The 24,208-nt window shown below is 38.5% G+C and carries 19 protein-coding genes and 1 tRNA gene; 8 read left to right on the top strand and 12 right to left on the bottom strand.

All coding sequences use genetic code 11. The features are described 5' to 3' along the window. Window positions 1-98: 98 nt before the first annotated feature. Entirely contained in the window at window positions 99-1,286 is a 1,188-nt protein-coding gene (locus LQ227_RS14660; protein ID WP_230149787.1) for a DUF1624 domain-containing protein, read from the bottom strand. A 288-nt stretch (window positions 1,287-1,574) separates the two neighbouring features. On the opposite strand from LQ227_RS14660, the gene LQ227_RS14665 reads away from it, so the two are divergent. Further along, a complete protein-coding gene (locus LQ227_RS14665; RefSeq protein WP_230140767.1) occupies window positions 1,575-2,999 on the top strand; it encodes a glycoside hydrolase family 125 protein in 1,425 nt (474 codons plus the stop codon). A gap of 184 nt (window positions 3,000-3,183) precedes the next feature. Further along, entirely contained in the window at window positions 3,184-3,378 is a 195-nt protein-coding gene (locus LQ227_RS14670; protein WP_230140769.1) for a hypothetical protein, read from the top strand. Here the strand turns inward: LQ227_RS14670 and LQ227_RS14675 are convergent, their stop codons facing one another. Next, window positions 3,379-3,732, bottom strand: coding sequence for a nuclear transport factor 2 family protein (locus LQ227_RS14675; protein WP_230140771.1), 354 nt, complete (start codon window positions 3,730-3,732; stop codon window positions 3,379-3,381). A gap of 147 nt (window positions 3,733-3,879) precedes the next feature. After that, window positions 3,880-6,147 (bottom strand): glycoside hydrolase N-terminal domain-containing protein, encoded by a 2,268-nt coding sequence (locus LQ227_RS14680; RefSeq protein WP_230149788.1) that lies wholly within the window; start codon window positions 6,145-6,147, stop codon window positions 3,880-3,882. A gap of 223 nt (window positions 6,148-6,370) precedes the next feature. On the opposite strand from LQ227_RS14680, the gene LQ227_RS14685 reads away from it, so the two are divergent. Then, window positions 6,371-8,524: a GH92 family glycosyl hydrolase gene (locus LQ227_RS14685; RefSeq protein ID WP_230149789.1), complete on the top strand. Its 2,154-nt coding sequence runs from the start codon at window positions 6,371-6,373 to the stop codon at window positions 8,522-8,524. Window positions 8,525-9,141: 617 nt separating this feature from the next. On the opposite strand, the gene LQ227_RS14690 is transcribed toward LQ227_RS14685, so the two are convergent. Then, window positions 9,142-9,495 (bottom strand): helix-turn-helix domain-containing protein, encoded by a 354-nt coding sequence (locus LQ227_RS14690; protein ID WP_057935120.1) that lies wholly within the window; start codon window positions 9,493-9,495, stop codon window positions 9,142-9,144. A gap of 98 nt (window positions 9,496-9,593) precedes the next feature. On the opposite strand from LQ227_RS14690, the gene LQ227_RS14695 reads away from it, so the two are divergent. Further along, window positions 9,594-10,484 (top strand): PhzF family phenazine biosynthesis protein, encoded by an 891-nt coding sequence (locus tag LQ227_RS14695; RefSeq protein WP_230149790.1) that lies wholly within the window; start codon window positions 9,594-9,596, stop codon window positions 10,482-10,484. A 117-nt stretch (window positions 10,485-10,601) separates the two neighbouring features. On the opposite strand, the gene LQ227_RS14700 is transcribed toward LQ227_RS14695, so the two are convergent. The 3 genes from LQ227_RS14700 to LQ227_RS14710 all read right to left on the bottom strand — a co-directional run bounded on the left by LQ227_RS14700 (window position 10,602) and on the right by LQ227_RS14710 (window position 12,237). After that, window positions 10,602-10,674: transfer RNA gene (locus LQ227_RS14700), tRNA-Lys, on the bottom strand. 191 nt (window positions 10,675-10,865) lie between these two features. Beyond that, on the bottom strand, window positions 10,866-11,564 hold the full coding sequence (locus tag LQ227_RS14705; protein WP_131029862.1) for an NUDIX domain-containing protein: 699 nt from the start codon (window positions 11,562-11,564) through the stop codon (window positions 10,866-10,868). Between the two features lies 1 nt (window position 11,565). Continuing rightward, the gene (locus LQ227_RS14710) at window positions 11,566-12,237 is read right to left on the bottom strand and encodes an HAD family phosphatase (protein ID WP_230149791.1); all 672 of its coding nucleotides are present in this window, start codon (window positions 12,235-12,237) and stop codon (window positions 11,566-11,568) included. Between the two features lie 188 nt (window positions 12,238-12,425). Here LQ227_RS14710 and LQ227_RS14715 point away from each other — a divergent pair, with 188 nt between their 5' ends. Beyond that, complete coding sequence (locus tag LQ227_RS14715; protein WP_230140789.1) at window positions 12,426-13,577, top strand: aldose epimerase family protein; 1,152 nt, start codon at window positions 12,426-12,428, stop codon at window positions 13,575-13,577. Window positions 13,578-13,679: 102 nt separating this feature from the next. Here LQ227_RS14715 and LQ227_RS14720 read toward each other — a convergent pair whose 3' ends face one another. The 5 genes from LQ227_RS14720 to LQ227_RS14740 form a co-directional block, all read right to left on the bottom strand. Beyond that, window positions 13,680-14,849: an alpha-hydroxy acid oxidase gene (locus tag LQ227_RS14720; protein ID WP_230149792.1), complete on the bottom strand. Its 1,170-nt coding sequence runs from the start codon at window positions 14,847-14,849 to the stop codon at window positions 13,680-13,682. 223 nt (window positions 14,850-15,072) lie between these two features. Beyond that, window positions 15,073-15,894 carry an amidohydrolase gene (locus LQ227_RS14725; protein WP_230149793.1) on the bottom strand — a complete coding sequence of 274 codons (822 nt, stop codon included), beginning with the start codon at window positions 15,892-15,894 and terminating at the stop codon, window positions 15,073-15,075. 10 nt (window positions 15,895-15,904) lie between these two features. Then, window positions 15,905-16,234, bottom strand: coding sequence for an L-rhamnose mutarotase (locus tag LQ227_RS14730; protein WP_230149795.1), 330 nt, complete (start codon window positions 16,232-16,234; stop codon window positions 15,905-15,907). A 1-nt stretch (window position 16,235) separates the two neighbouring features. Continuing rightward, window positions 16,236-17,090: a fumarylacetoacetate hydrolase family protein gene (locus LQ227_RS14735; RefSeq protein WP_230140798.1), complete on the bottom strand. Its 855-nt coding sequence runs from the start codon at window positions 17,088-17,090 to the stop codon at window positions 16,236-16,238. Window positions 17,091-17,123: 33 nt separating this feature from the next. After that, entirely contained in the window at window positions 17,124-17,888 is a 765-nt protein-coding gene (locus LQ227_RS14740; protein ID WP_230140800.1) for an SDR family NAD(P)-dependent oxidoreductase, read from the bottom strand. 271 nt (window positions 17,889-18,159) lie between these two features. On the opposite strand from LQ227_RS14740, the gene LQ227_RS14745 reads away from it, so the two are divergent. From LQ227_RS14745 to LQ227_RS14755, 3 genes are all read left to right on the top strand, one after another. Then, on the top strand, window positions 18,160-20,895 hold the full coding sequence (locus tag LQ227_RS14745; protein WP_230149796.1) for a hypothetical protein: 2,736 nt from the start codon (window positions 18,160-18,162) through the stop codon (window positions 20,893-20,895). Next, on the top strand, window positions 20,895-22,448 hold the full coding sequence (locus LQ227_RS14750; RefSeq protein WP_230140803.1) for a glycosyl hydrolase family 65 protein: 1,554 nt from the start codon (window positions 20,895-20,897) through the stop codon (window positions 22,446-22,448). The genes LQ227_RS14745 and LQ227_RS14750 overlap by 1 nt, the downstream gene beginning before the upstream one ends. Window positions 22,449-22,621: 173 nt before the next feature. After that, window positions 22,622-24,208 (top strand): glycoside hydrolase family 28 protein, encoded by a 1,587-nt coding sequence (locus LQ227_RS14755; RefSeq protein WP_230149798.1) that lies wholly within the window; start codon window positions 22,622-22,624, stop codon window positions 24,206-24,208.

The following is a 24,208-nucleotide window of genomic DNA, read 5'->3' on the forward strand; positions in this document are numbered from 1 at the left end:
TTCGACGACTTGTCCCGATTTTCATCGGGAGGCGCTCCGTAGGAGTACTTTGTAGAACACGATAGCATCTGAGGTGAATTCGCCTTTATGATATACTCTTAAACATACCTTAACCACCATTGCTGGTGTGTTTCCTTATATCGTTTAAACCACCTGCAAGGAAGATACAAAGCGGCTACTACACAAAACCAGATTAGATATACTATTGGCAAATTAAACCCAAACGTTGCAGGCCTAAACCAAAATGGTACCTGCACAATTTCTTTGGTAGTATGTCCTGTGGCAAAAAACACCACAATTAAAAGGGTGTGCAATAGATAAAAGTGCAGTACATAATAGAAGAAGGGGACAGCACCATATACAGAAGCTATTCTGGTAAACCGGTTGCTCAGGTTTTCAGTAAAAGCCAGAAATAGCATGGCCGGACCTAAAGTCATCGCGATATACTGTAAAGATGGCGGATATTTGTTTACATTAAAAAAAGCAAGTAGGTTCTTAAAGAAATCGTGATGTTCTTTCCGCGGAACGGGATCGCCATATATATTGATCAATCTCAAAGAGATAAACACAAAGATAGTGAGCAAACCTACAATTAATAAATTGCGTTGCCGGCGATCGGCAGCATAATCTTTTTTATACCAGGCGCCAACGCCATAACCCACAAACATTACACCCGTCCATGGGAGGATGGCATAAAATACACCAACCAAATGATTGGCAGAAAGCGGCACAACGGTTCCTGATGCCGTGAAAAATATTTTTAAGATCAAATCGCCATTTGAATCTGCCGGAGCAGGGAATAAATTGAAGAGATTATGCCCAAAAACCAGTATCAGGCCCGTTATCAGCACAGTTTTATAAGAAATGCGGCTGGCCAATCCAAGGAATATCATACTGCTTCCTATAGCCCAGATCACCTGAAGAATAATAAAATTATAGGTTGGATTAAAGGTTAACCCGAATGTGATGACAACAATTTCGATCAGTATTAACCATAAACCCCGTTTTAATAAAAATGAACTCGCCTGAGCAGCTGTTTTGTTCTGTGCCGATAAATAAGCAGATAATCCTGATAAGAAAACAAAGGTTGGTGCACAGAAATGCGTAATCCAACGGGTAAAAAATAACATTCCTGTAGTGGTATCCGGATTTAGCGGATCGCCGGTCATGGCACCAATATGAAAGAAATCTCTGGTATGGTCCAGCGCCATAATGATCATCACTAATCCGCGGAGTATATCAATAGATAAAATGCGTTTAGATAGCGTACTGTTATCAGCATTCATAGGAATAGGTTTGGTTATTTAAATATAGGCATTCAAAATTATTTTTACCGGCATAATTATTACCTTTAGGTCCGTCAAAGATGTGATCTGAATCTATTTCTGTATGATGCATAAGAAAATCGATTTAGGAATAGTTTAATTGACTATAATGATTTTGATGTTCGAAAAATTATCATAATATTTGTTAAGCGCTAACCGAATAATATCTTACCATTATTACTTATCATAATCGATAATGTATAGATTTCGTTTAGTAGAAATTAAAACAAAATATCATAACACATCATAATGAAAAGAAGAACATTTATACAAAACACAGGCTTGTTAGGGGCAGGAGTTGTCGCATCGAAATTTTCTTTTGCCGCTAATCTTGCACCAGAATTTCCTGTGGTACGTGTAGCTGCCGCAAAACGACACTTTCAAAGTAAAGCTGTAGATGCCGCAATTAAAACTTTCCAGGCAAACGTTAAAAACCCCGAATTGGCCTGGCTGTTCGAAAACTGTTTCCCCAATACTTTAGATACTACGGTTTATCATTCAGAAAAAGATGGCAGACCGGATACTTATGTAATTACCGGTGATATTGATGCGATGTGGTTGCGCGATAGTTCAGCACAGGTTTGGCCATATCTTCAGTTCGTAAACGAAGATGAAGCACTTAAAAAATTGATAGCTGGCGTAATTATCCACCAAACAAAATGTGTTTTAAAAGATCCTTATGCAAATGCTTTTTATGGCGATGCCACAAAGGTAGGTGAATGGAAAACCGATAAAACGGCCATGCAGCCTGGTGTACACGAGCGTAAATGGGAAATAGATTCTTTATGTTATCCAATCCGCCTGGCTTACCATTACTGGAAAAAAACAGGCGATAAAACACCTTTTGATACCAATTGGAAAAAAGGAATTGAAGCTACTTTACAAACATTTAAAGAACAACAGCGAAAAACGGATAAAGGACCATATCATTTTCAACGCGAAACTACCCAACCTACCGATTCATTACCGATGGCGGGTTATGGTTTTCCGGTAAATCCGGTTGGATTAATCTGTTCGGCATTCCGTCCGAGTGATGATGCTACCATTTTCCCATTCCTGGTTCCTTCTAACTTTTTTGCGGTATCGAGCTTAAAGCAGGCAGCAGAAATGATTAAAGCTTTACAGCACGACCAGGCTTTGGAAAGCGGTTTGTTAAACCTGGCTGATGAAGTGAGTGCAGCGCTACAAAGACACGCTATCGTTAATCATCCAAAATATGGCAAAATTTACGCCTTTGAGGTAGATGGTTTTGGAAGTTCGTATCTGATGGACGATTCTAATGTGCCAAGCTTGTTGGGCTTACCTTATTTAGGTGCAATGAAAATTGAAGATCCGATCTATCAAAACACAAGAAAATTCGCTCTTTCTAAAGACAATCCATATTTCTTTAAAGGTACAGCTGCCGAGGGAATTGGTGGGCCACACGCTGGTCAGGATATGATCTGGCCAATGAGTATCACCATGCGTGCCTTAACCTCAAAAGATGATGCCGAGATTAAAGCCTGTATTGAAATGTTACGCAAAACACACGCTGGTAAAGGTTTTATGCATGAGTCTTTCAATAAAGATAACCCTGCAAACTTTACAAGGGCTTGGTTTGCCTGGTCTAACACTTTGTTTGGTGAGTTACTTTGGAGAACCTATCATGAAAAACCAGCTTTATTAAAAGCTTAATATAAACGACCGTATTGATTGTTGTTAATGACTGATTTTGACATCAGTTCTATTCCCAATCAATACGGTTTTGTTTTATCTTTCCATACGTTGTATCAGAAATTGCCAATGTCCATAGTAGAACAATAAGGTATCTTCAACAGTTTTAAAAAAAAATGTTCACGTTGTACTTAACTTTAACAGAATGACAATAATAAATGATCATTTGCCTACTTCTACACTTTTAGAAATTAAGGTAGGAGAGGTTATAACAGATGGAAAGGGCCAATCTGGTACCGTTAAAAGTATTGAAATCAGTGAAACGGATGAGTTTTTAATGTTTCTTTTTCAATTGGAAAAACATCACATTATAGTGAAGAAGCTCAAACAGGTGTGCTAATTATAAAATTGGCCTCGGATCGAATATCACCTGGAATGATTTAATCTTTTCGTCTTCCAGTTTGTACCAGCCGCTTGAAAAGATTGTTTTTTCTCCCATATTGATATCGTACCAAAGACAAACTTCTTCCTGATCTACAAAAACTTTTTTAACATCGTATTTGAATTTCATTTTCTTCATGTCTTCAATATAAACATCGGCGCCATTTCTTTCACCCATAACACCTTTAAAAGTCATATCGTCATGCAGTTGTGCTCTGGCCGTTTCAAAGTTTTCGGTGTTTAAGGCATTGATAAAGTCAAGTACAACAACTTTAGCATTATGTTCGGTTAATAGTTTATCGGATGTGCTCATAAAAAAAAATATTTACTATTAAACGAAAATTAGAAGAGAAATGTTTGGAAGTGAATAATTGAATGAGTGAATGACGGAAGGGTTAAACAGGTTACTCCAACATTCAATCATTCAAAACTCAATCATTCAATAATTCTCTCATTTGCTTTAGCCTTCAAAACTATATACTTTCCCCACCTGTGTTTTAAAACTGTATTTAAAGTCATTTCCGGATTTTTCTTCATTGGTGCCTTTAAGCTTAGGTTTTAACGCATTAGGAGATCTCACCATACAATCTTCGCCTGATAACGATTTGACCGACAGCTTTATAACTTTACCATCTTTCCATTGCAGATCGGTAATTTCGAAGTTACCTCTTGCTCTTAAACCCTGAACACTTCCTGTTGACCACTGATCGGGCAGGGCAGGTAAAAATTGCAATTCACCAGCCTGGCTTTGTAAAAGCATTTCTGAAACGCCGGCAGTGTAACCAAAATTTCCATCAATCTGGAAGGGCGGATGTGCACAGAAAAGATTCGAATAAATCCCGCCACCTTTGTTGTAATCGGTACCTGAGCCACCTACTGGCGTAATGAAGTTCTGTAATATTTTGTATGCATGATTTCCATCCTGTAGTCTGGCCCAAAAGTTGATTTTCCAGGCCATAGACCATCCTGTCGATTCGTCGCCACGGGCCGTTAAAGTTACCCTTGCAGCTTTGGCCAGTTCTGGTGTTTTAATGGTGCTGATTTCTCTCCCTGGATACAGGCCAAAAAGATGAGAAATGTGTCTATGTTGATCTTTTGGATCATCACGGTCGGTTTCCCATTCCTGTAATTGGCCCCATTTGCCAATTTTTGGTTTTAATAAATGTGCTTTAAGGTCTGCAATGTGTTTTTTGTAATCACTATCAATGCCTAAAATTTCGGCAGCTTCTATATAATTGGTGAATAAATCGTACACAATTTGCTGATCGTGGGTTACGCCATCTTCAGTTGGCCCATGTTCTGGCGACCAGCCCAATGGCGATACCAAAGTACCATCTGGTCTTCTTTTCAAGTGGTCATCCCAAAACTCCGATATTTCTTTGATAATCGGGTAAGCAAAATTCTTTAGATAATCCTTGTCTTTTGTAAAAGCGTAATGCTCCCACAGTGCTTGTGCATACCACGCGCTACCGGGCGTGTTCCATAAAAAACTCATTCCGCCAAAAATATTATTTTCTGTTTTTACGGTCCAGCCGCGGGTATTCGGATATTGTTTGCGTGTGGCTATAGCACTCACTTCCCGCATGCTGTTAATATAATCCAGGTATGGGAGCTGACATTCAGAAAGATTGGTCGGCTCAGCCAGCCAATAATTCATCTGGATATTGATGTTAGAATGATAATCGCTGCCCCAAGGTGGAGTATTGCTTTCGTTCCAAAGACCTTGCAGGTTGGCCGGTAAACCGCCCTGTCTTGATGAACTGATCAAAAGGTATCTTCCGTATTGAAAAATTAATGCTTCTAAGGCTGGATCAGGAGTCTTTTTATAATTGATTAGCCTTTGATAAGTTGGTAAACTGTTGTTTTTAATGTCATGCTCACCTAAATTAATAGCCAGACGGTTAAATAATTGCTGGTAATCCTGAACGTGTGCTTTTAAAAGACTTGAGTATGATTTTGTAGCTGCTTGTTTTAGGATACGGTCTATCTTGGAAGCAGGTTCTTCGCCTTTCCAATTCTGACTACGTTTGTTGCTATAATTAGTAGCAGCGGTAAAGAGGATGGTTATGGCATCGGCATTTTCGATTTTTAATCCTTCTCCGTCATCATTTTTAACTGAATGGCTGCTGCCGTTTTCGATTTTAATCAAAGCATTTGCCTGATAAGGCATTCCATTTGATAATTTGCCTACAAATCGGATGGTATTTCCACGAACAGTTATGACACCCTGATGTGCGTTTTTAAGCCTAACCGTTCCTGAGTATGATTTTTTTTGATCAGAAGTTAACCTTAAAACCATTACTTTATCCGGAAAGCTGCAGAAATATTCACGTTTATAACTGGTTCCATTTTGAGTGTAACTGATGGAGTGAACTGCATCAGCTAGATTTAATTTCCGTGTATAATTGCTGAAATTTTGTTCTTTATTGTCGAAATCAATAAATATATCTCCAAAAGCCTGGTACATACCGCGATCATTTTCATCTCCGGTCCAGAGTGTATTATCATTAAACTGAATATGTTCCTGATTTACATCACCGAAAATCATACCACCAATGCGACCGTTACCAATGGGGTAGGCTTCGGTCATCCAGGTCTTTGCAGGTTTATCGTCCCAAAGCAATAAAGATGGTTTTTCTTTCTGTTGAGCGAAAACTGGCGTGAAAAAACTAAAGGCTAAAAATGAGAGTAGCGTGCAGAGAATAGCTTGCTTGCAATTAAAAAACATGTAGGTTATTTGATTAGTGTGTAATCAAATATATAGATAATCAAACGATTGTGCTGCCCGCTAAGTAGATGAATACATGTCGATTATTGGCATACTATTCAGTTATTTAAGCATCCGATAATTGGCACAACAAAATTTTACTTGGTAACTATTATGATATTTTAGATCGGATTTTAATAGATTTTATATATTTGAAGCAACACACTAAAACGTTTTATGTAAAATGAAATCGCTAACCAAATTGCTAACCTTAATCTTGTTTTTGAACCTTGCGAGCATATATACCGCTCAAAGTCAATCGAAAACATCTTTTACCAAGTATGTAAACACTTTTATCGGTACAGCACCCTTAACCGACCCTAAAATTTTAGGTTATGAGCTGCCGCAGGGTTGGCGATCGTGGGCGGGTTTAACTTTTCCAGGTAGCTCATTGCCTAATGCAATGGTACAGTTAAGTCCGATTACCGAATTTGGATCTGGAGCAGGCTACGAATATGAAGATGATACTATTTATGGCTTTGCACACACCAATAAAGGGCACTGGAACCTGTGCAATATTCCAATTCTACCATTATCTAATGCTAACGGTAGGTTTGGATCTAAATTTTCGCACAAAAATGAAAGTTCGGCACCAGGTTTTTACCAGGTTTATCTTGAAGACCATAAGGTAAATGTAAAGCTTACTTCAACTTTGAGGTGTGGATTTCATCAATATGACTATAAGAATCCTACTAACAGACAGATTCTTTTCGACATGGGAAAGGCCAATAGCAGGGTTTCTACATGGAACATCGAACAAGTTGGTGCTTCTGCCATACAGGGATTCCAAGGTGGCGAAAATGTATATTTCTATGCAACGGTAAATGCCAAGATCGAAAAACTTGACCAGACAGATGTAGGTAAACGCTCAGGCTATGCGATTATACACTTGGCAGATGGCAGTACAGCACCTGTGGAACTTAAAATCGGCTTATCGTTTGTAAGTACGGCTAATGCCAAAGAAAACTTGGAACAAGAAATTGGTAACAAGACTTTTCCGGAGATCCGTAGTGAAGCTACAGCAAAATGGGAAACGCTTTTATCTACCATACAAGTAAAAGGTGGTACCGAAAAACAGAAGCAAATGTTATATTCTTGTTTGTACCGGTCTTTTTTATGGCCAGCTTTACGGAGTGATATAAACGGGGAGTTTAAAGATGCTAAGCATAACGTAGTAAAAGGTAATTTCAACTATTATACCGAACCTTCTCTTTGGGATACTTATCGCAACAAGGATGTACTGCTGGGTTTAATTACGCCTAAGGTTACCCTGGATGTAATTAAATCGATGAAAGAGGTTGGCGATAAAACCGGTTTCATTCCGACGTTTTTTCATGGCGACCATGGTGCATCTTCTATTGCTGGCGCTTATTTGAGGGGAATAGATGATTTCGATATCAAGGGTACTTATCAAATTTTATTACGAAATGCCAATGTAGATGGTGGTGCCCGTCCATTTGTGAAAGAATATATAGAGAAGGGTTATATCTCGGATCCCGATGTTAAAAATCCACATGTAGAAACTAAAGCCAAGGCAGGCGTTTCTAAAACACTGGAGTACGCTTACGATGATTACTCGCTGGCCCAGATCGCTAAAAAACTGGGCGATAGCAGCAATTACCGCACCTTGATGGCTAGATCGAAAAACTATAAAAATATGTTCGATCCGGGAACACGTTTTATGAGGGGCAGATTAGAGAATGGCGATTGGATTAAACCTTTTAATCCACAATACCCTTATTACGAATACATGTACAGGGAAGCCAACGCCTGGCAGGTTTCGTTTTATGCGCCTCATGATATGACAGGTTTAATCGAACTGTATGGGGGTGCAAAAGGCTTCGAATCTAAATTAGATTCCCTGTTCACTGTGCCTTGGAACCCGAAATATATCGCAAGAAATGTAGAAACCATGATTGGTCAATACTGCCAGGGAAATCAGCCCGATCATGAAGCGCCTTTTGCTTATACGTTTATCGGGAAACCAGAGAAATCGCAAAAAATAATCGACAAAATTTTAAATGAGCTGTATGGTATAGGTAGCGATGGTTTGGCGCTTTCGGGAATGGATGATGCCGGTGAAATGTCTGCCTGGTATGTATTCAGTTCTTTAGGTTTGTATCCATTCTCCGCAACAGATGCCGAATATTTGGTTACTGCCCCACTTTTTGATGAGGTTAAATGGAAAACCAGTACAGGCAAATTGTTAACGATAACTAAACCTGGGAAGGGAAGGGGTATCGCCAACATTAAAGTTAACGGGAAAGCAAATAACGGATATTTCATCTCCCACGATCTGTTTAAAAACGGCGGTAAGGTAGAAATTGGTACTAAATAAGTTCAAAACTTAATTCCACGTTTGTAAAAAAACAAGATTCCGTTTGCCCGTTAATTTGATGATCCATTCCAAACAGCCATAATTTTAGTATATTAGGATAACCAAAAGAGATGTATCCCAAATCAATCCATCTGATTAAAAATCCAAAAAAAAAATATTCTAAAGTCCACCTTTATGCCACCTTTACCCCACGTTTAGGCCACCTTCCGGCTAGGCCTGCTGGGTACTTGCTTGCATAATGCTTCGCACTTGCTTTGGTTGAGTTATGGTCCTGGTGTAGATCAGGTAGATCAAAGATTTACGTCACTTTAGGTCAGCGTGTTAACAATCGCTAAATAAAAGGTAAAGAGAAAGTTGTCCTAAGGTATCGTTGGTCTATACTTGTGTCAGAGCAGCCTGGACAAAGGGGCAATAAACGGCTTTGGGATTATTCAAATTATTGAGGTATTTGATGATCCTCCCGTCATTATCCCGAATACTTCTGTATTCGATTTTATCAGTTGCCTGCTGTATCTATTAACCCGATCGCGAGCAGCATTGTTTTTTACAATGTAATGTATTAAAGGCTAGCCCTTTCTTAATATTGAATTGGGACTGTGGTATAATGCTTTTGAATGCTACTTTATTTTTTCTCGGTGGTTTAATCCCCAATCAACCAATGTTTCGGTGACCGGGAAAACACTTAGCCCATATTCTGTCATCGCATAATTCACGGTAACAGGCCTGGTTTCCATAACCGTTCGGGTAACGAGGAGGTTTATTTCAAGTTCCCTCAACTCTTTGGAAAGCATTTTTGCAGATATACCCTCGACCTCACGCTGGATCTTCTTAAAAGTGTTTTTTTCATCTATATGATTGTTAAGATATCGCATAATCCGTAGCTTCCACTTGCCGCCAAGTATTTCCAGACTATCCCGGATAGCCGCCAGCTCCTGCTCGCAGGTCGCTTCCCGTTTGATTGGTGTTTCCATAAGTTGATAGTTAACAGAAGGTAACCGGTAACCATTGGTTAACCGATAACAAACTTAAAGTTTTGTGTGTTAATTTTGAAATCATAAAAATGAAAATAATGAAAAAGAAAGTTGACTATTACGTATTGGATGTTTTTACGGATCAAAAATTTAAGGGAAATCAGTTGTCTGTAGTTTATACTGAAGAACAATTGGAATTGGAACAATATTACGACATCGCTAGGGAGTTTGGATATTCAGAAACTTCTTTTGTAAATTATTCGGCAGCTGAAAAAGTGTTTAGCGTAAGGTCATTTACGCCAGCGAATTTTGAGATTACCGGAGCTGGACATAATCTTTTGGGTGCAGTATGCTTGGCTATCTTAAAAAAATGGGATATTTTCCGCGAACAACATGGACACACTTGGGTGTTAATGGCGGGTGAAAAGATCCCCCTTAAGATCACTGAGAAGGATGGAATTCCGTATGTTGGCATGAAACAGAGACCTGCTGAAATCATGCTAACGGTACCTGCCAGCGTAATTGCCGAAGCCATTGGACTAAGTGCTGAAGATCTTACCCTCAACGATTGGAATATCAATATTGTAAAAACAGAAGTGGGACACCTGATGGTTCCCATAAAGAATTCGGAATTCTTAAGCAAAGCAGTATTAAATAAAAGCCTTTTGAAAGAAGCTTCCTCCAAATTCGGATTTGAAGGTTGCTATCTTTTTACTACTGAACATGGCAAAAGTGAATTTCTTGCAGAAACACGTTTTTTTAACCCCAGTATTGGTATTGATGAAGATCCTGCTACCGGAACTGCAGCGGGGCCTTTAACCGGTTACCTTGAGAATCTTGGATATGTAGAAAGAAACCAAAGTTATCGCATCTTACAAGGAGCTCATGTTAGGAGGCCCTCTGTTATTGAGACAGAAGTAGTGGACGATGGAATTTGGATAAGCGGATCTTCTATAATCGTAATGGAAGGCGTAATGTATATAGATTGATTCGGAACCGGGGAGTTTTTCGGCACTGATTTTCCTCTAAGTTTTATAGATTACAAATTTTCGGAAAAAAAATAAGAATAAAAACAAAAAAACCTCACATTTCTGTGAGGTTTTCTGTGATCCCGCTGGGATTCGAACCCAGGACCACTACATTAAAAGTGTAATGCTCTACCAGCTGAGCTACGGAATCATTTCCTTTTGTTTAAGGAGGTGCAAATATAGGGATTTATCCTTTTCTTGCAAACATTTTTTGAAAATGTTTTTATTGTTTTTTAGTTCATGTAAAATTGGCGCTTCTAACTGGTTGATTTTAAATTTTGTAAACCCAAAAACAATTGTAAAATTTATTTTTAAATAGGTAACATTTTTTCAAATCATTGCCTATTCACTCGCTTTTGGGATAAAATTGAGAAAAGACTGAAACTGTGCCTTGTGTTTGTTTTTATCCAGTTTAAAATAAAAGGCCCCACGGCGCGAACTAGATTTGTCCTTGTCGGCTTGTTTAATTAACAATCCGCTGGCTGTAATCTTACGGATAAAGTTTCGGTTATCTATCGGCGAATCGTAAACCTGCTCATATAAAGCTTGCAATTGCGGTATGGTAAACCGTTTTGGTAAAAGCTCAAATAAAATAGGATGGAGGGCTGCCTGATAACGGATTTTATCCATAGCGGCCTTAACCATCATATCGTGGTCGAAAATTAATTCGGGAACTTCTTTTAGCTTAAACCACTCGGCATGGTACTGGTCATTGATCTGTTTACTGTATTTATTAATATCGATCAGCGCAAAGTAAACTACCGAAACCGTACGTTCGATAGGATCCCGATCAGGACTACCATAAGCATGAAGTTGCTCCAGGTAAACATCGTGTAATCCTGTTAATTCCAATAAAATCCTTTTGGCGGCACCATCAAGATCTTCATGTTCACCGATAAAACCACCCATTAAACTCCATTTATCTTTTACAGGTTCTATTGCTCTTTTTATTACCAAAAGCTTTAGCTGATCGCCGTCATAACCAAAAATAATGCAGTCTACTGCAACAAGAACAGGTTTTTGATTTAAATATTTTCCCATGTTAAAATAGCGTATTTAATTTAGCATCGTTATAATCTGTAATATAACCCAAGATATTCGGATAACCTTCAAATTCCTCGATAGTATGTGTTGTGGTTAATACAATACAAGGCATACCTGCATTTAAAGCCGATTCTACACCCTTTGGTGCGTCTTCGAAAACCAGGCAATCTTCCGGTGTTATATTTAATGCTGCCGCTGCCTTTAAAAAAGTTTCGGGATCTGGTTTGCTCGTTTTTACATCATCCGCACTCACAATTGCATCCAAATAACGACGGATATTCAATCCATCTACCACAAAATCTATATTAAAAGGTATCGCAGCAGATCCGATCGCCATTGGAATGTTAGCCTCTTTTGTGCGTTCCAAAAAATCATCCAGTCCTTCAATCAGCGCTAAATGCGGCATGTAACCTTCCTGATACCGTTTTTCTTTATCAATAGAAAGGCGTTCTATTTCTTCGGCGTTAAATTTATCTTTTCCGAAAACGCGTTCTAAAACTTCGTGGTTTTTACCATACATTTCCTTTTTTACGTTTTCGTAATCAAGTTTGGCGCCTAAATCTTCTGTCATGATGCTATACCAGGCCAAGGTATGGTATTCCATATCGTTAATCATAGTGCCGTTCAAATCAAAAAGAAAAGCTTTTGGCTTGAAATTTAAATTATGCATATGGCTGCTAAATTATGTGATTTTTTTTACTGTTGAGAATCCTCACCGATATTATGAAAAAATAAGTATAATCGTTACTTTAACGTTAATAATTTTTTCCTACATTAGCCTTAACCAAAAATAAATCAATATGAAGCCGTTTCTGATTTTGTGCGCAATTGCAGGTCTGCTTCCTCAAATTTTAATCCATGAAAAAAATATTTCTTAAGGCTTTGCCCTTCGCTACATTGTGTTTAGCTGTAGCTTTTACTTCTTGTAACCAAAAATCAGATAAAGGGACACAAACAACTGAGCAAACTGATTCGTCAAAATACACCACTACCATTGATGGGAAAAGTGTGAAACTTTATACTTTAAAAAATAAACAGGGTGCTTCAGTTTCCATTACCAATTACGGAGGTAGGGTAGTATCGCTTTTAGTTCCAGATAAAAACAACAAGTTAACCGATGTAGTTTTAGGCTATGATAGTGTGGGGTCTTATCGCAAAAAAGGTGAGCCATTTTTTGGTGCCTTAATTGGCAGATACGGAAACCGTATTGGGAAAGGTAAATTTACCCTGGATGGGAAAGAATATGCTTTACAGCTTAACGATGGTGTTAATACCTTACATGGTGGTACGGATGGCTTTTTTTCGAAAGTTTGGGATGCTAAACAATTAGATGGACAAAAATTAGAGTTGAGTTATGTTTCAAATGATGGCGAAGCAGGTTATCCAGGAAAATTAGATGTGAAGGTAACTTATACCTTAACTGATGATAATGCTTTACAGATTGATTATTTAGCTACTACTGATAAAACTACTGTTGTAAATTTAACCAATCATGCTTATTTCAATCTAAATGGTGAGGGAAACAATACGATTTTGGACCATGAACTAACTATTGATGCTAATGCCTACACACCAGTGGATTCTACCCTTATTCCAACAGGTAAATTGCAGCCTGTAGCTGGAACAGCATTTGATTTTAACAAAGCGAAAACCATTGGAAAATCGATCGAAGAAAATGATCAGCAGTTAAAGTTCGGCAAAGGTTACGATCATAATTTTGTATTAACTCACCATGATGGCAAAACGGCTATTGCAACCGTTAAAAGTCCGGTTACAGGAATAACAATGGAAGTTTATACGGTTGAGCCAGGCCTACAGTTTTATAGCGGCAATTTCTTAACAGGAGCCGATAAAGACGGTAAAGGTGGTAAATCATATCCTCACCGTTCAGCTTTCTGCTTAGAAACACAACATTTTCCTGATGCACCAAATCATGCAAATTTTGCATCAACAGTGCTTAAACCAGGTGGAACGTATAAAACAAGTACTACTTATAAGTTTTTGAAATAACAATACTTAAGAAAATTGACTAAGATCATTGGTCAATTTTCATGCAAAAAAGCAAGACTTCAAGTCTTGCTTTTTTCGTTTATTTTATCTGCAAATTCCGCTTTAAGGGTTTAACAACCGATCAGGAAATTGGGTAATTTTCTCAATGGTTAATTGTTGCATGATCTGGTATAAGTGAGTTTTGAACATATTGATGGTATGATCGCCTCCTTCATTACCTAAAGCGCCAACTCCATACATAAAAGGCCGGCCCATAAAGTTGAATTCTGATCCAACGGCATGTGCTCTTGCTAAATCAACACCTGAACGGATACCACCATCTAACATGATCTTCAATTTTGATTTGTATAGTGGATTGTTCGCCAATTTGATCAGCGAATTGATTGAGGATTCGCCTGCATCAATTTGTCTGCCGCCATGATTGGAAACAATCACACCATCGGCACCAATTTTGATAGCAGCCTGCATATCTTCATCAGTCGCGATTCCCTTTAGTACTAAAGGTCCTTTCCAAAGATCACGGATGGCAGAAACCTTTTCAATATCAACCTTACCGGTAAATGTTTTGTTCATGAACTGCCCAAGTTGCGACATGTCCATTCCTTTTTCCATGTAAGGCTTTAAGGTAGCAAACGATGGAATTCCATGTTGTAGGGTTTTAATTCCCCACAGCGGACGGGCAAAAGCCTGTAAGATATTATTGATTGACATTTTTGGTGGAATGGATAAACCACTCTTGATTTCTTTATATCGTAAACCAAATGCAGGCACATCTACCAGAACAACTAATACCGGGCATTCAACGGCCTTTAAGCGATTTAAGATATCATCCCTCAGGCTATTCTCCGTAGGATGGTACAATTGAAACCATGCTTTTCCTTCAGACACTTCGGCAATTCGTTCGATACTACTGGTGGATACGGTGCTTAATGTATAAGGAATATCGGCTTTAGCGGCAGCCTTAGCTAAAATTTCGGGTGCATTAGGCCACATCAAACCTTGCAAACCAATCGGAGATATCCCAAATGGAGCACTGTAACGACGGCCAAATAATTCAACCGACATGTCGATGTCTCCACCAACACGTAAGTAATTCGGTTTAAGGTAAATATTATCGAAGTCGCTCTCGTTTCGCGATAAATTAAGTCCCTCATTACAACCACCCTCCAGGTAGTCAAAAGCAAATTTAGGAATCCTTGATTTTGCCTTTTTTCTTAAGTCAGCTACAGAAGGAAATTGAGGATTGTAAGGGAATGTAATCTTTTTACTCATATTTAATATTGTATTGGTCAGATCTATTTCAAAAAGCGAAAACTAATATTTTATATTATATTTTCCATCCTGCTCTATCTGCTATTTTTTAATTATCGTTTTTATGTTGGAATTTGTTTGAGCTCGTTTCCAAAAGAGTGCATAGATAGGAAAACGATTATATCGTTCTAAACGATAAAATATTCAACGCTCGTTGGAAACGAGCGTTAGCGCGTATATAAAACTATACCTTGTAAAACGCCTTCGCATTATCGGTGAAAATTAATTTCTTTTCAGCTACAGAGAATTGCTCAGCGTACTTAGCAACTAAATTAAACCAATCCTGATAAGGTCTGCTGAGCAGCATTACCGGCCAATCGCTACCATACATTACCCTTTCAGTACCAAAATGTTCGAATACCACATCAAAGCAATTAAAAAGCTCTTTCTCTGTCCAGTTTTTCCAGTCTGCTTCAGTAAGTAAACCGGATACTTTGCAAAGTACATTTGGATTTGAAGCCAATACTTTAATATTTTCAGACCAAGATTTTATCTCCTGACTTTTAACATCCGGTTTGCCACAATGATCCAATACAAATGGTTGATCGGGGATTTGATCAACCATTTGTATGATAGCTGCTAATTGATCGTGATAGCACAATAAATCGTAAGTGTAATTGTATTTTTTTAAAAGATTAACGCCAGCAATAAACTTTCTATTCAGGATAAAATCTGCGTTTTCAGCTTGTAAAATATGTCGCCAGCCCTTAATCTTCTTAAAATTACTCCAGTAAGTTAAACGTTCGTCTAAATTCGGATCGAGTAAATCTACCCATCCAACAATCCCTTTTACAATATCATTTTGCGCTGCCAGCGATAACAAAAACTGGTTTTCCTCTTCCGATTGGCTGGCTTGCACAGCTATACATCCCGTGATTTGAAGATCGCTATAAACCGCTGTAAGATCTTTTGGAGAAAAATCATTGCGGATGGCCGTCATTTCTTCATTTATCCAGCTGTCTCTAACCGGATCAAAATTCCAAAAATGTACATGAGTATCAATCATAAAAAAGCGTTTAAAGTTTAAAAATCTGATCCATTAAGATCCATTTTTCTCCAGGTTTAGAACCTGGTAGTGATTGCTGGAATTTCCACATCAAATTTTCCCATTCCTGCACTTTTGGATTGGCTAAATCGGCTTTTCCTTTTTCCTCAAAAGAAAAGCTTTCATTCACTTCCATAATCATAAACAGCCTGTTTCCTAACAAATAGATCTCCAGATCATCAATGCCAGAAGAAGTAATACTCTCTTTAATTTCGGGCCAAACCGATTGATGATACTGCTTATACTCTTCTATTAGCTTTTCATCATTTACAAGATCGAGTGTTAAACAGTATCTTTTCATATTAGCTTCCACTGTAGGCTTTAACAGTTTGCTTGCTCGAGCCTAAGCCATCAATACCCAGTTCTACCACATCGCCAGCTTTTAAATACCAAGGTTCAGGTTTTTGACCTAAGCCTACGCCAGCAGGTGTTCCAGTCGTAATTACATCTCCTGGTAAAAGCGTCATAAACTGACTGATGTAAGCAATCATAAACGGGACATTAAAAATCAGATTTGAGGTATTACCATCCTGTAAGGTTTTTCCGTTTACTGTTAACCAAAGGCGAAGATTGTGCACATCAGCTATTTCATCCTGAGTAGCAATAAATGGTCCGATAGGTGCGAAGGTATCACAGCTTTTTCCTTTTACCCATTGTCCGTTTCTTTCGATCTGGAACTCGCGCTCACTATAATCGTTGTGTAAAACATAACCAGCAATGTGGTCTAAAGCATTTTCTTCGGCAACATAACTCGCTTTTTTACCAATCACAATCGCTAATTCAACTTCCCAGTCGGTTTTTTTACTGTTTTTTGGAATGATCAGATCATCGTTAGGTCCAACAATCGCTGAAGTAGCTTTAAAGAACAAAATGGGCTCTGATGGGATAGGAGCATTGGTTTCTGCCGCATGGTCTTTATAGTTTAAGCCCACACAGATAATTTTTGAAGGACGGGCCAAAGCAGGACCAAGGCGCACACCTTTATCAACCTGAGGTAAATCAGCAGATTGAATAGCAGCCTTTAATTGCGCTAAACCATCACCACCAAAAAATTCTTCATTATAATCTTTAACCAATGCAGAAACATCGAAATAATTATCGTTTATAATTACCCCAGGTTTTTCAGCTCCGGCTTCGCCAAATCGTATTAATTTCATTATAAAATGCTTTATTGTGTTTGAAAATATTTGTTAATTGTTTAAGGTAGTAAATCCACCGTCAATTGGGTAATCGCAGCCTGTAATAAATGAGGCTTCATCGCTACACAGGTATAAAGCCAAGGCGCCAACTTCTTCTGGTTTGGCCATTCTGCCGATAGGTTGTGTTTTAGAAAGTTTTTCGAACATTTCAGGGATGTTATCCGGATAATTTTTCTGTAAAAAGCCGTCAACAAATGGCGTATGAACCCTTGCTGGCGAAATTGAATTACACCTGATGTTTTCGCCAATATAATCTTTCGCTACACTCATGGTAATTGCTTTTACCGCACCTTTAGCCGCACTATAAACAAAACGATCTGGAAGACCAATTAGCGCAGCAATTGAGGCCATATTGATAATTACACCTCCGCCAGCTAAACGGATCTGTGGAATGGCTGCATGCAAACAGTTATAAACGCCTTTCACATTTACGCGCATTACACGGTCAAAATCAGCTTCTTCTGTAGTGTCAGCCTTTCCGATATGTGCAATACCTGCGTTGTTGATCAGGATATTGATATTTCCGATCTGCTTAAAAACCTCATGAACCGCATTATGGTCTGAAACATCACAGCCATAACTGAATGCTGATCCACCATTTGTTTTAATTTCGTCTAAAGTATCCTGGGCGTGTTCTGTTCCCAGTTCGATGATGTGCACCTCAGCACCCTGTTTAGCTAAAATGGTTGCAATAGCTTTTCCTATGCCGCTTCCCCCGCCTGTAACTACGGCTTTTTTGTTTTTTAGTGAAAACATGTATATGGTTATAAAATTATAATTGATTAGAATACGAATACAAATAAAATAAATATTCTTGATTAAAAATTTTATCTTCTTGCCTAAATATTAACAGATATTGTCATATGTCATTCTGTATATTCTAATAGCCTTACCTTGCATAAATTTTACAAAGCCATTCGGTATTATTACTTATATTTGAATAATATCTTTATATTTAAATATAGTATTAACCAAATATCACATAAAAAACCTGTTAAAATAGGTTTTGTTATTAGAGCCAATTTGAATGAGAAATTTTCTGATTTTTATTTCCTGTTATTTTTTAGCTGTACCATTTTCTAACGCTGCTGAGCGCGTGCAAAAAACAATTGTAATTTCTACAGAAAATCATGTTCGGGTGCGTTTTGGTGCAGAAAAGTTATCAAAAGCCTTAGTTAAGTTAAATTATTCGACCAAAATCGAACAAAAGGATAGACTTGCTTCAAATAACAATGTTATTGCGATTGGTGTGTTTTCTGATAAACTTTTTGTCAATAACCTTCCAGCAGCGATTAAAAATAAGATTTCAACGACCAAAAAAGAGGGCTTTCATATTTATACCGGGAAAAACGGGGTGCTTTATGTAATCGGCAATGATGCATCCGGTGCTTTATATGGCTGTATAGAACTGGCAGATCAAATCAAGAGTAGCGGTAAATTACCTACGCAGCTGGCACTTTCCGATCAACCTGAAATGGTGCTGAGAGGTACCTGTATCGGTCTACAGAAACCAGATTACCTGCCCGGACATGATGTTTACGAATATCCTTACACCCCTGAAACTTTCCCTTGGCTTTATGATAAAACTCTATGGATTAAGTACCTGGATATGATGGTCGAAAACCGCTATAATTCGCTTTATTTATGGAACGGACATCCTTTTTCGTCGCTGCTGCGCTTAAAAGATTATCCTTATGCAGTAGAGGTTGATGATGCTACTTTAAAAAAGAATGAAGAAATCTTCCAGTTTTTAACGAAAGAAGCTGATAAACGTGGCATTTGGGTGATCCAGATGTTTTACAATATTATTATTCCTAAACCATTTGCCGATAAACATGGCCTGAAAACACAAGATCGGAACCGCCCGATTATTCCTTTAATTGCCGATTATACCCGAAAATCGATTTCGTCTTTTGTAGAGAAGTACCCAAACGTTGGTTTAATGGTGGCTTTAGGTGAAGCAATGGAGGGCGTTGGTCAGGATGATATTGATTGGTTCACCAAAACAATTATCCCCGGAGTAAAAGATGGATTAAAAGCCGCTGGGATAAAGGAAGAACCTCCGATTGTATTGCGTGCACATGATACCGACGCACCAAGCGTGATGAAAGCCGCTTTACCGTTATATAAAAATCTATATACCGAAAATAAGTTTAATGGTGAGGCTTTAACTACTTATACCCCTCGTGGGGCATGGGCCGATTTAAACAGGAAATTAGCCGCTATTGGAACGATCAATATCTCTAACGTGCATATTTTAGCTAATCTAGAGCCCTTTCGCTACGGATCGGCAGACTTTATCCAGAAATCAGTTCAGGCGATGAACAAGATTTATGGTGCAAAAGGCTTGCATTTATATCCTCAAGCGAGTTATTGGGATTGGCCGTATTCGGCTGATGAGGTAAAAGGAAGGTTATTGGAAGTAGAGCGCGATTGGATCTGGTACAAGGAATGGGCAAGATATTCGTGGAATTCGCAAAGGGATCGTAGTGAAGAAATTAAGTATTGGGGAAATGAGCTGGCCAATAAATATGGTGCTAATTTAACTGGAGGTAAAGCCATTCTCAATGCCTATGAAGAATCGGGTGAGATATCACCCAAACTTTTGCGCAGGTATGGCATTACCGATGGCAACCGACAAACACTGACCCTGGGCATGCTGATGACGCAGCTCATTAATCCGTTCCGTTATGGGTTGTTTACCTTAATGTACGAATCGGAAGCCCCAGAAGGCGAAATGATTATCGAATACGCCGAAAAAGAGTGGAAGAAACAAGGCCATATTGGTGAAACCCCAATTCAGGTGGCACGCGAAGTGGTTGAACATGGCAAAAAAGCCATTCAATTTATTAATGAGGCTGCACCTAGTATAACGAAAGATACCGCAGAATTTAAGCGACTTAGAAATGATATCTACTGTTATGATGAAATGGCTAATTTTTATGCTGAAAAAGTTAAGGCAGCCCTGTGGATACTGCGATATAAAAATTCGAATCAGGTAGCCGATTTAGAGCAGGCATTGCCTTTTCTCCAAAAAAGCGTAGATCATTATGCTAAACTGGTTAAATTGACTAAACACAGTTACCTGTATGCCAATAGCATGCAAACCAAACAGCGTAAAATCCCGATGCGTGGTGTGGATAAAACTTTTATCCACTGGAAAGAGATGCTACCGGTTTTCACCAAAGAGCTTAATCATTTTAAAAGAAGTATCGATTCTCTGAAATCAATAAAACAGGGAACGGTAACTGCAATTGTGCCTTACAAAAGTGCTGATGTTAAAGTCTTAAACGAAACAGAAAGTTATGTGATAGCCAAAGATGCACTGCTTTTTCCAGATACTGCAATTAAGATTAAAGAAGTTGCAGCGCAATTAGTGGGTTTAAAGGGGATTAAACTTGCAAAAGAAAAGCAGATTAAAATTGGAACCGAAATTAAATTCAGCACCAAAGCACCTGTAAAGTTGCTGATAGGCTTTTTTAATCAGAAAGATCCGCAATATCTTGCCCCTCCACAACTGGAAACAGATGCGAGTGCCAATAACTATGGTCAGTCTGAAATCAAGATATCGAATGCATTGGTTCCTTATGGTTTTCCACCGGTAAATGTTCATGCTTATTCTTTCCCTGCAGGAACACATACTTTAAATTTAGGTAAAGGGGCCTGTCTGGTTTTAGGGTTTATAGATGACAAACAGGAACTGCGGATTTTTAATGCAGGTTTGGATGGTAGAGGAAAAGATATCGATTGGTTATTTGAATAATGATGAATACAAGAAATTTAATTGCAACAGCAGCATTGTCGGTACTGACAATTACAGGCTTTGCACAGCAGAAATCAATTCTGGGGACCGAAAAGCTGAAGAAATATGTTACTTATTTCAATTCTATCGACACCGAGGCGGTTAAAAACCATGTGCCCAATGCCGAGGCCTTTACATGGTTAGCTGAACAGGCACCTTTATTCGAATGCCCCGATTCGGTATTGGAACAAAACTATTATTACCGCTGGTGGACTTACCGCAAACACCTGGTTAAAACGCCTGAAGGATTCATTTTTACCGAATTTATCGAGCCAGTTAAACATGCGGGGAAATATAATTCCATTAGCTGCGCATTAGGTCACCATATTTACGAGGGCAGATGGTTAAAGGATAATAGCTATTTAAAAGATTACATCAAATTCTGGCTTTACCATGCCGATGTTGGCCAAACGAAACAACGTTTCCATCAATTTAGCAGCTGGGTTGATGATGCCGTTTATCAGAATTATCTGGTACAGCCTGATCAGGGATTTTTGAAGGAAATTTTGCCTGCATTGGATAAAGATTATGGCAAATGGGAAGCTGAAAGACAACTTAAAAACGGCCTCTTCTGGCAACATGATGTTAAGGATGGCATGGAAGAATCGATCAGTGGTTCGCGAAAAGACCAGAACCAGCGACCAACCATAAACAGTTATATGTATGGTAATGCCATGGCTTTGGATAAAATTGCGGTTTTGTTGGGTGAAAAAACCTTGGCCGACAAATACAAAAACAAAGCAATTGTGCTTAAAAAATTGGTTCAGGATAGTTTGTGGAATGCTGCTTCCTCGTTTTTCGAAACAAGAAAAGCCAAAGGAGGTTCATCGGATGTTAGAGAAGCTATCGGTTTTACACCATGGGATTTCAATTTACCTGATGATCAATCGAAATATGCAAAGGCCTGGGATCAGTTATTGGATACTGCAGGATTTAAAGCGCCCTGGGGTTTAACAACTGCCGAAAGAAGAAACCCAACCTTTAGAACAAGAGGTACCGGACATAGCTGCGAATGGGATGGAGCACTTTGGCCTTTTGCCAGTTCGCAAACTTTGAAAGGATTGGCAAATCTGCTCACGAATTATAAAAAACATGGTAAAATGAACGCCAAAGTCTTCTATCAGGAGTTACACCAGTACGCTGCTTCTCATGTCAAAAATGGAAAACCTTACATCGGTGAGTATCAGGATGAGAAAACAGGAGAATGGTTAAAGGGTGATAATCCAAGGAGTAGTTTCTATAACCATTCCACCTTTAATGATCTAATCATCAATGATCTGGTTGGCATAAAGCCACGTCAGGATAATGTGCTCGAAATTTCGCCATTAATCCCTAAAAATCAGTGGGATTGGTTCATGTTAGATCAAGTTTCGTATCACCATAAAACGTTGACTATTCTGTGGGATAAAACTGGGAAAAAATATAATAAGGGCATAGGATTAGTGGTATTTGTAGATGGTAAAGAGATTTATAAAGGGAAGGATTTAAAGCCTTTAAAAGTGCAGATGAATTAACGATAAAATCGTAATGCTATTTTGCACTCGTTCGGAAACGAGCGCAAGCATGACTAAATAGATCGTCATTGCGAGGCACGAAGCAATCCTAAAGCGTTAGTGATTATGCCTAGCGATAGTAGTAAGATTGCTTCGTGCCTCGCAATGACGAAAAAACAATAAAATATAACCAAATGAAACATTCCATCAATATTATTAAGGCTTTAATTTTTATCCTTGCTTTTGGCATCGGCTTAACTGCGAAAGCCCAGTCTTATTACAACGTAATTAAATACGGCGCAAAAAACGACAGCAGTAAACTGGCTACAACAGCAATCAGAAATGCGATAGAAGCGGCATCAAAAGCGGGTGGCGGAACCGTTTATTTTCCTGCTGGTAAGTATTTAACAGGCGCGATCCATTTAAAAAGTAACATTACCATACTGATTGATGCCGGTGCCGAATTGCATTTCAGCGATAATTTTGATGATTATTTACCCATGGTGAAAAGCCGTTACGAAGGTGTGGACGTAACCAGTTTTTCGCCTTTGTTTTATGCCTATAAAGTGGAAAATATCTCGATTATTGGTAGGGGGGTAATTGATGGGCATGGAAAAAAATGGTGGGATTTTGTAGAAGGTTATAAGGAAGGGCAAGCACGTTCTAAATGGCAAACTACTTTTGATGGCTTAAACAAGGATATTATTTTGCCAGATGATCCTAAGCAGATGAAACGCGGTTTTCTTCGTCCACCGTTTATACAACCGATGTTCTGTAAAAATGTGCTGATCGATGGGATAACCATCCGCAATTCGCCTTTTTGGACCATCAATCCAGAATTTTGCGAAAACGTTAAGGTTCATGCTGTTACCATCAACAATCCCCATTCGCCGAATACTGACGGCATTAATCCTGAATCTTGTAAAAATGTGCACATTTCAGATTGCCACATCAGTGTGGGCGATGATTGCATCACCATCAAATCTGGCAAAGATGCGCCTGGACGAAAAATGGCTGTTCCTGCAGAAAATTATGTGATTACAAATTGTACTATGTTATCAGGTCATGGTGGAGTAGTTATCGGCAGTGAAATGTCGGGCGATGTACGTAAGATAGCCATCTCGAACTGTGTCTTCGATGGAACAGATAGGGGGATCCGCATTAAAACAGCCCGTGGCAGGGGCGGTGTTGTTGAAGAAATTAGGGTGAGCAACATCATCATGAAAAACATTAAAGATCAGGCGATTGTACTCGATATGCAATACGCCAAAACAAATGTAGAACCCGTTTCCGAACGTACACCGATTTTTAGGAATATCCATTTCAGCAATATCACCGGTCAGGTTAACCAGGCAGGTTATTTAAATGGTTTAGAAGAAATGCCTATCGATAATATTACCTTCAATGATATTAATATGGATGCCAAAACTGGTTTTTCTATTCAAAATTCCAGTAATATTGAGTTTCATAACGTAACGGTAAATACCGAATTAGGTGCATCGATAAAGGCATTAAAGGTGAATAATTTAATTGTTGATGGTTTAAAAAGTATTAAACCTCATGCCAATGTGGCTGTAATTGATATCACCAATGTATCTGATCTGTTCCTGTATAATGCTTTTCCGGTTAAAGAAACTGTTACCTATTTGAAATTAAACGGGGCCGAAACTAAAAATATATTCCTAGGAAACAATAATTTTAGACGAGTGAAAGAGGCCGTTAAAAAAGAAAAAGAAGTAAGCAGTAACATCGAAATTATTTCAGGCGATAAAGGACAATAA

Source organism: Pedobacter sp. Bi27, from assembly GCF_918698255.1.
Classification (GTDB): Bacteria; Bacteroidota; Bacteroidia; order Sphingobacteriales; family Sphingobacteriaceae; genus Pedobacter.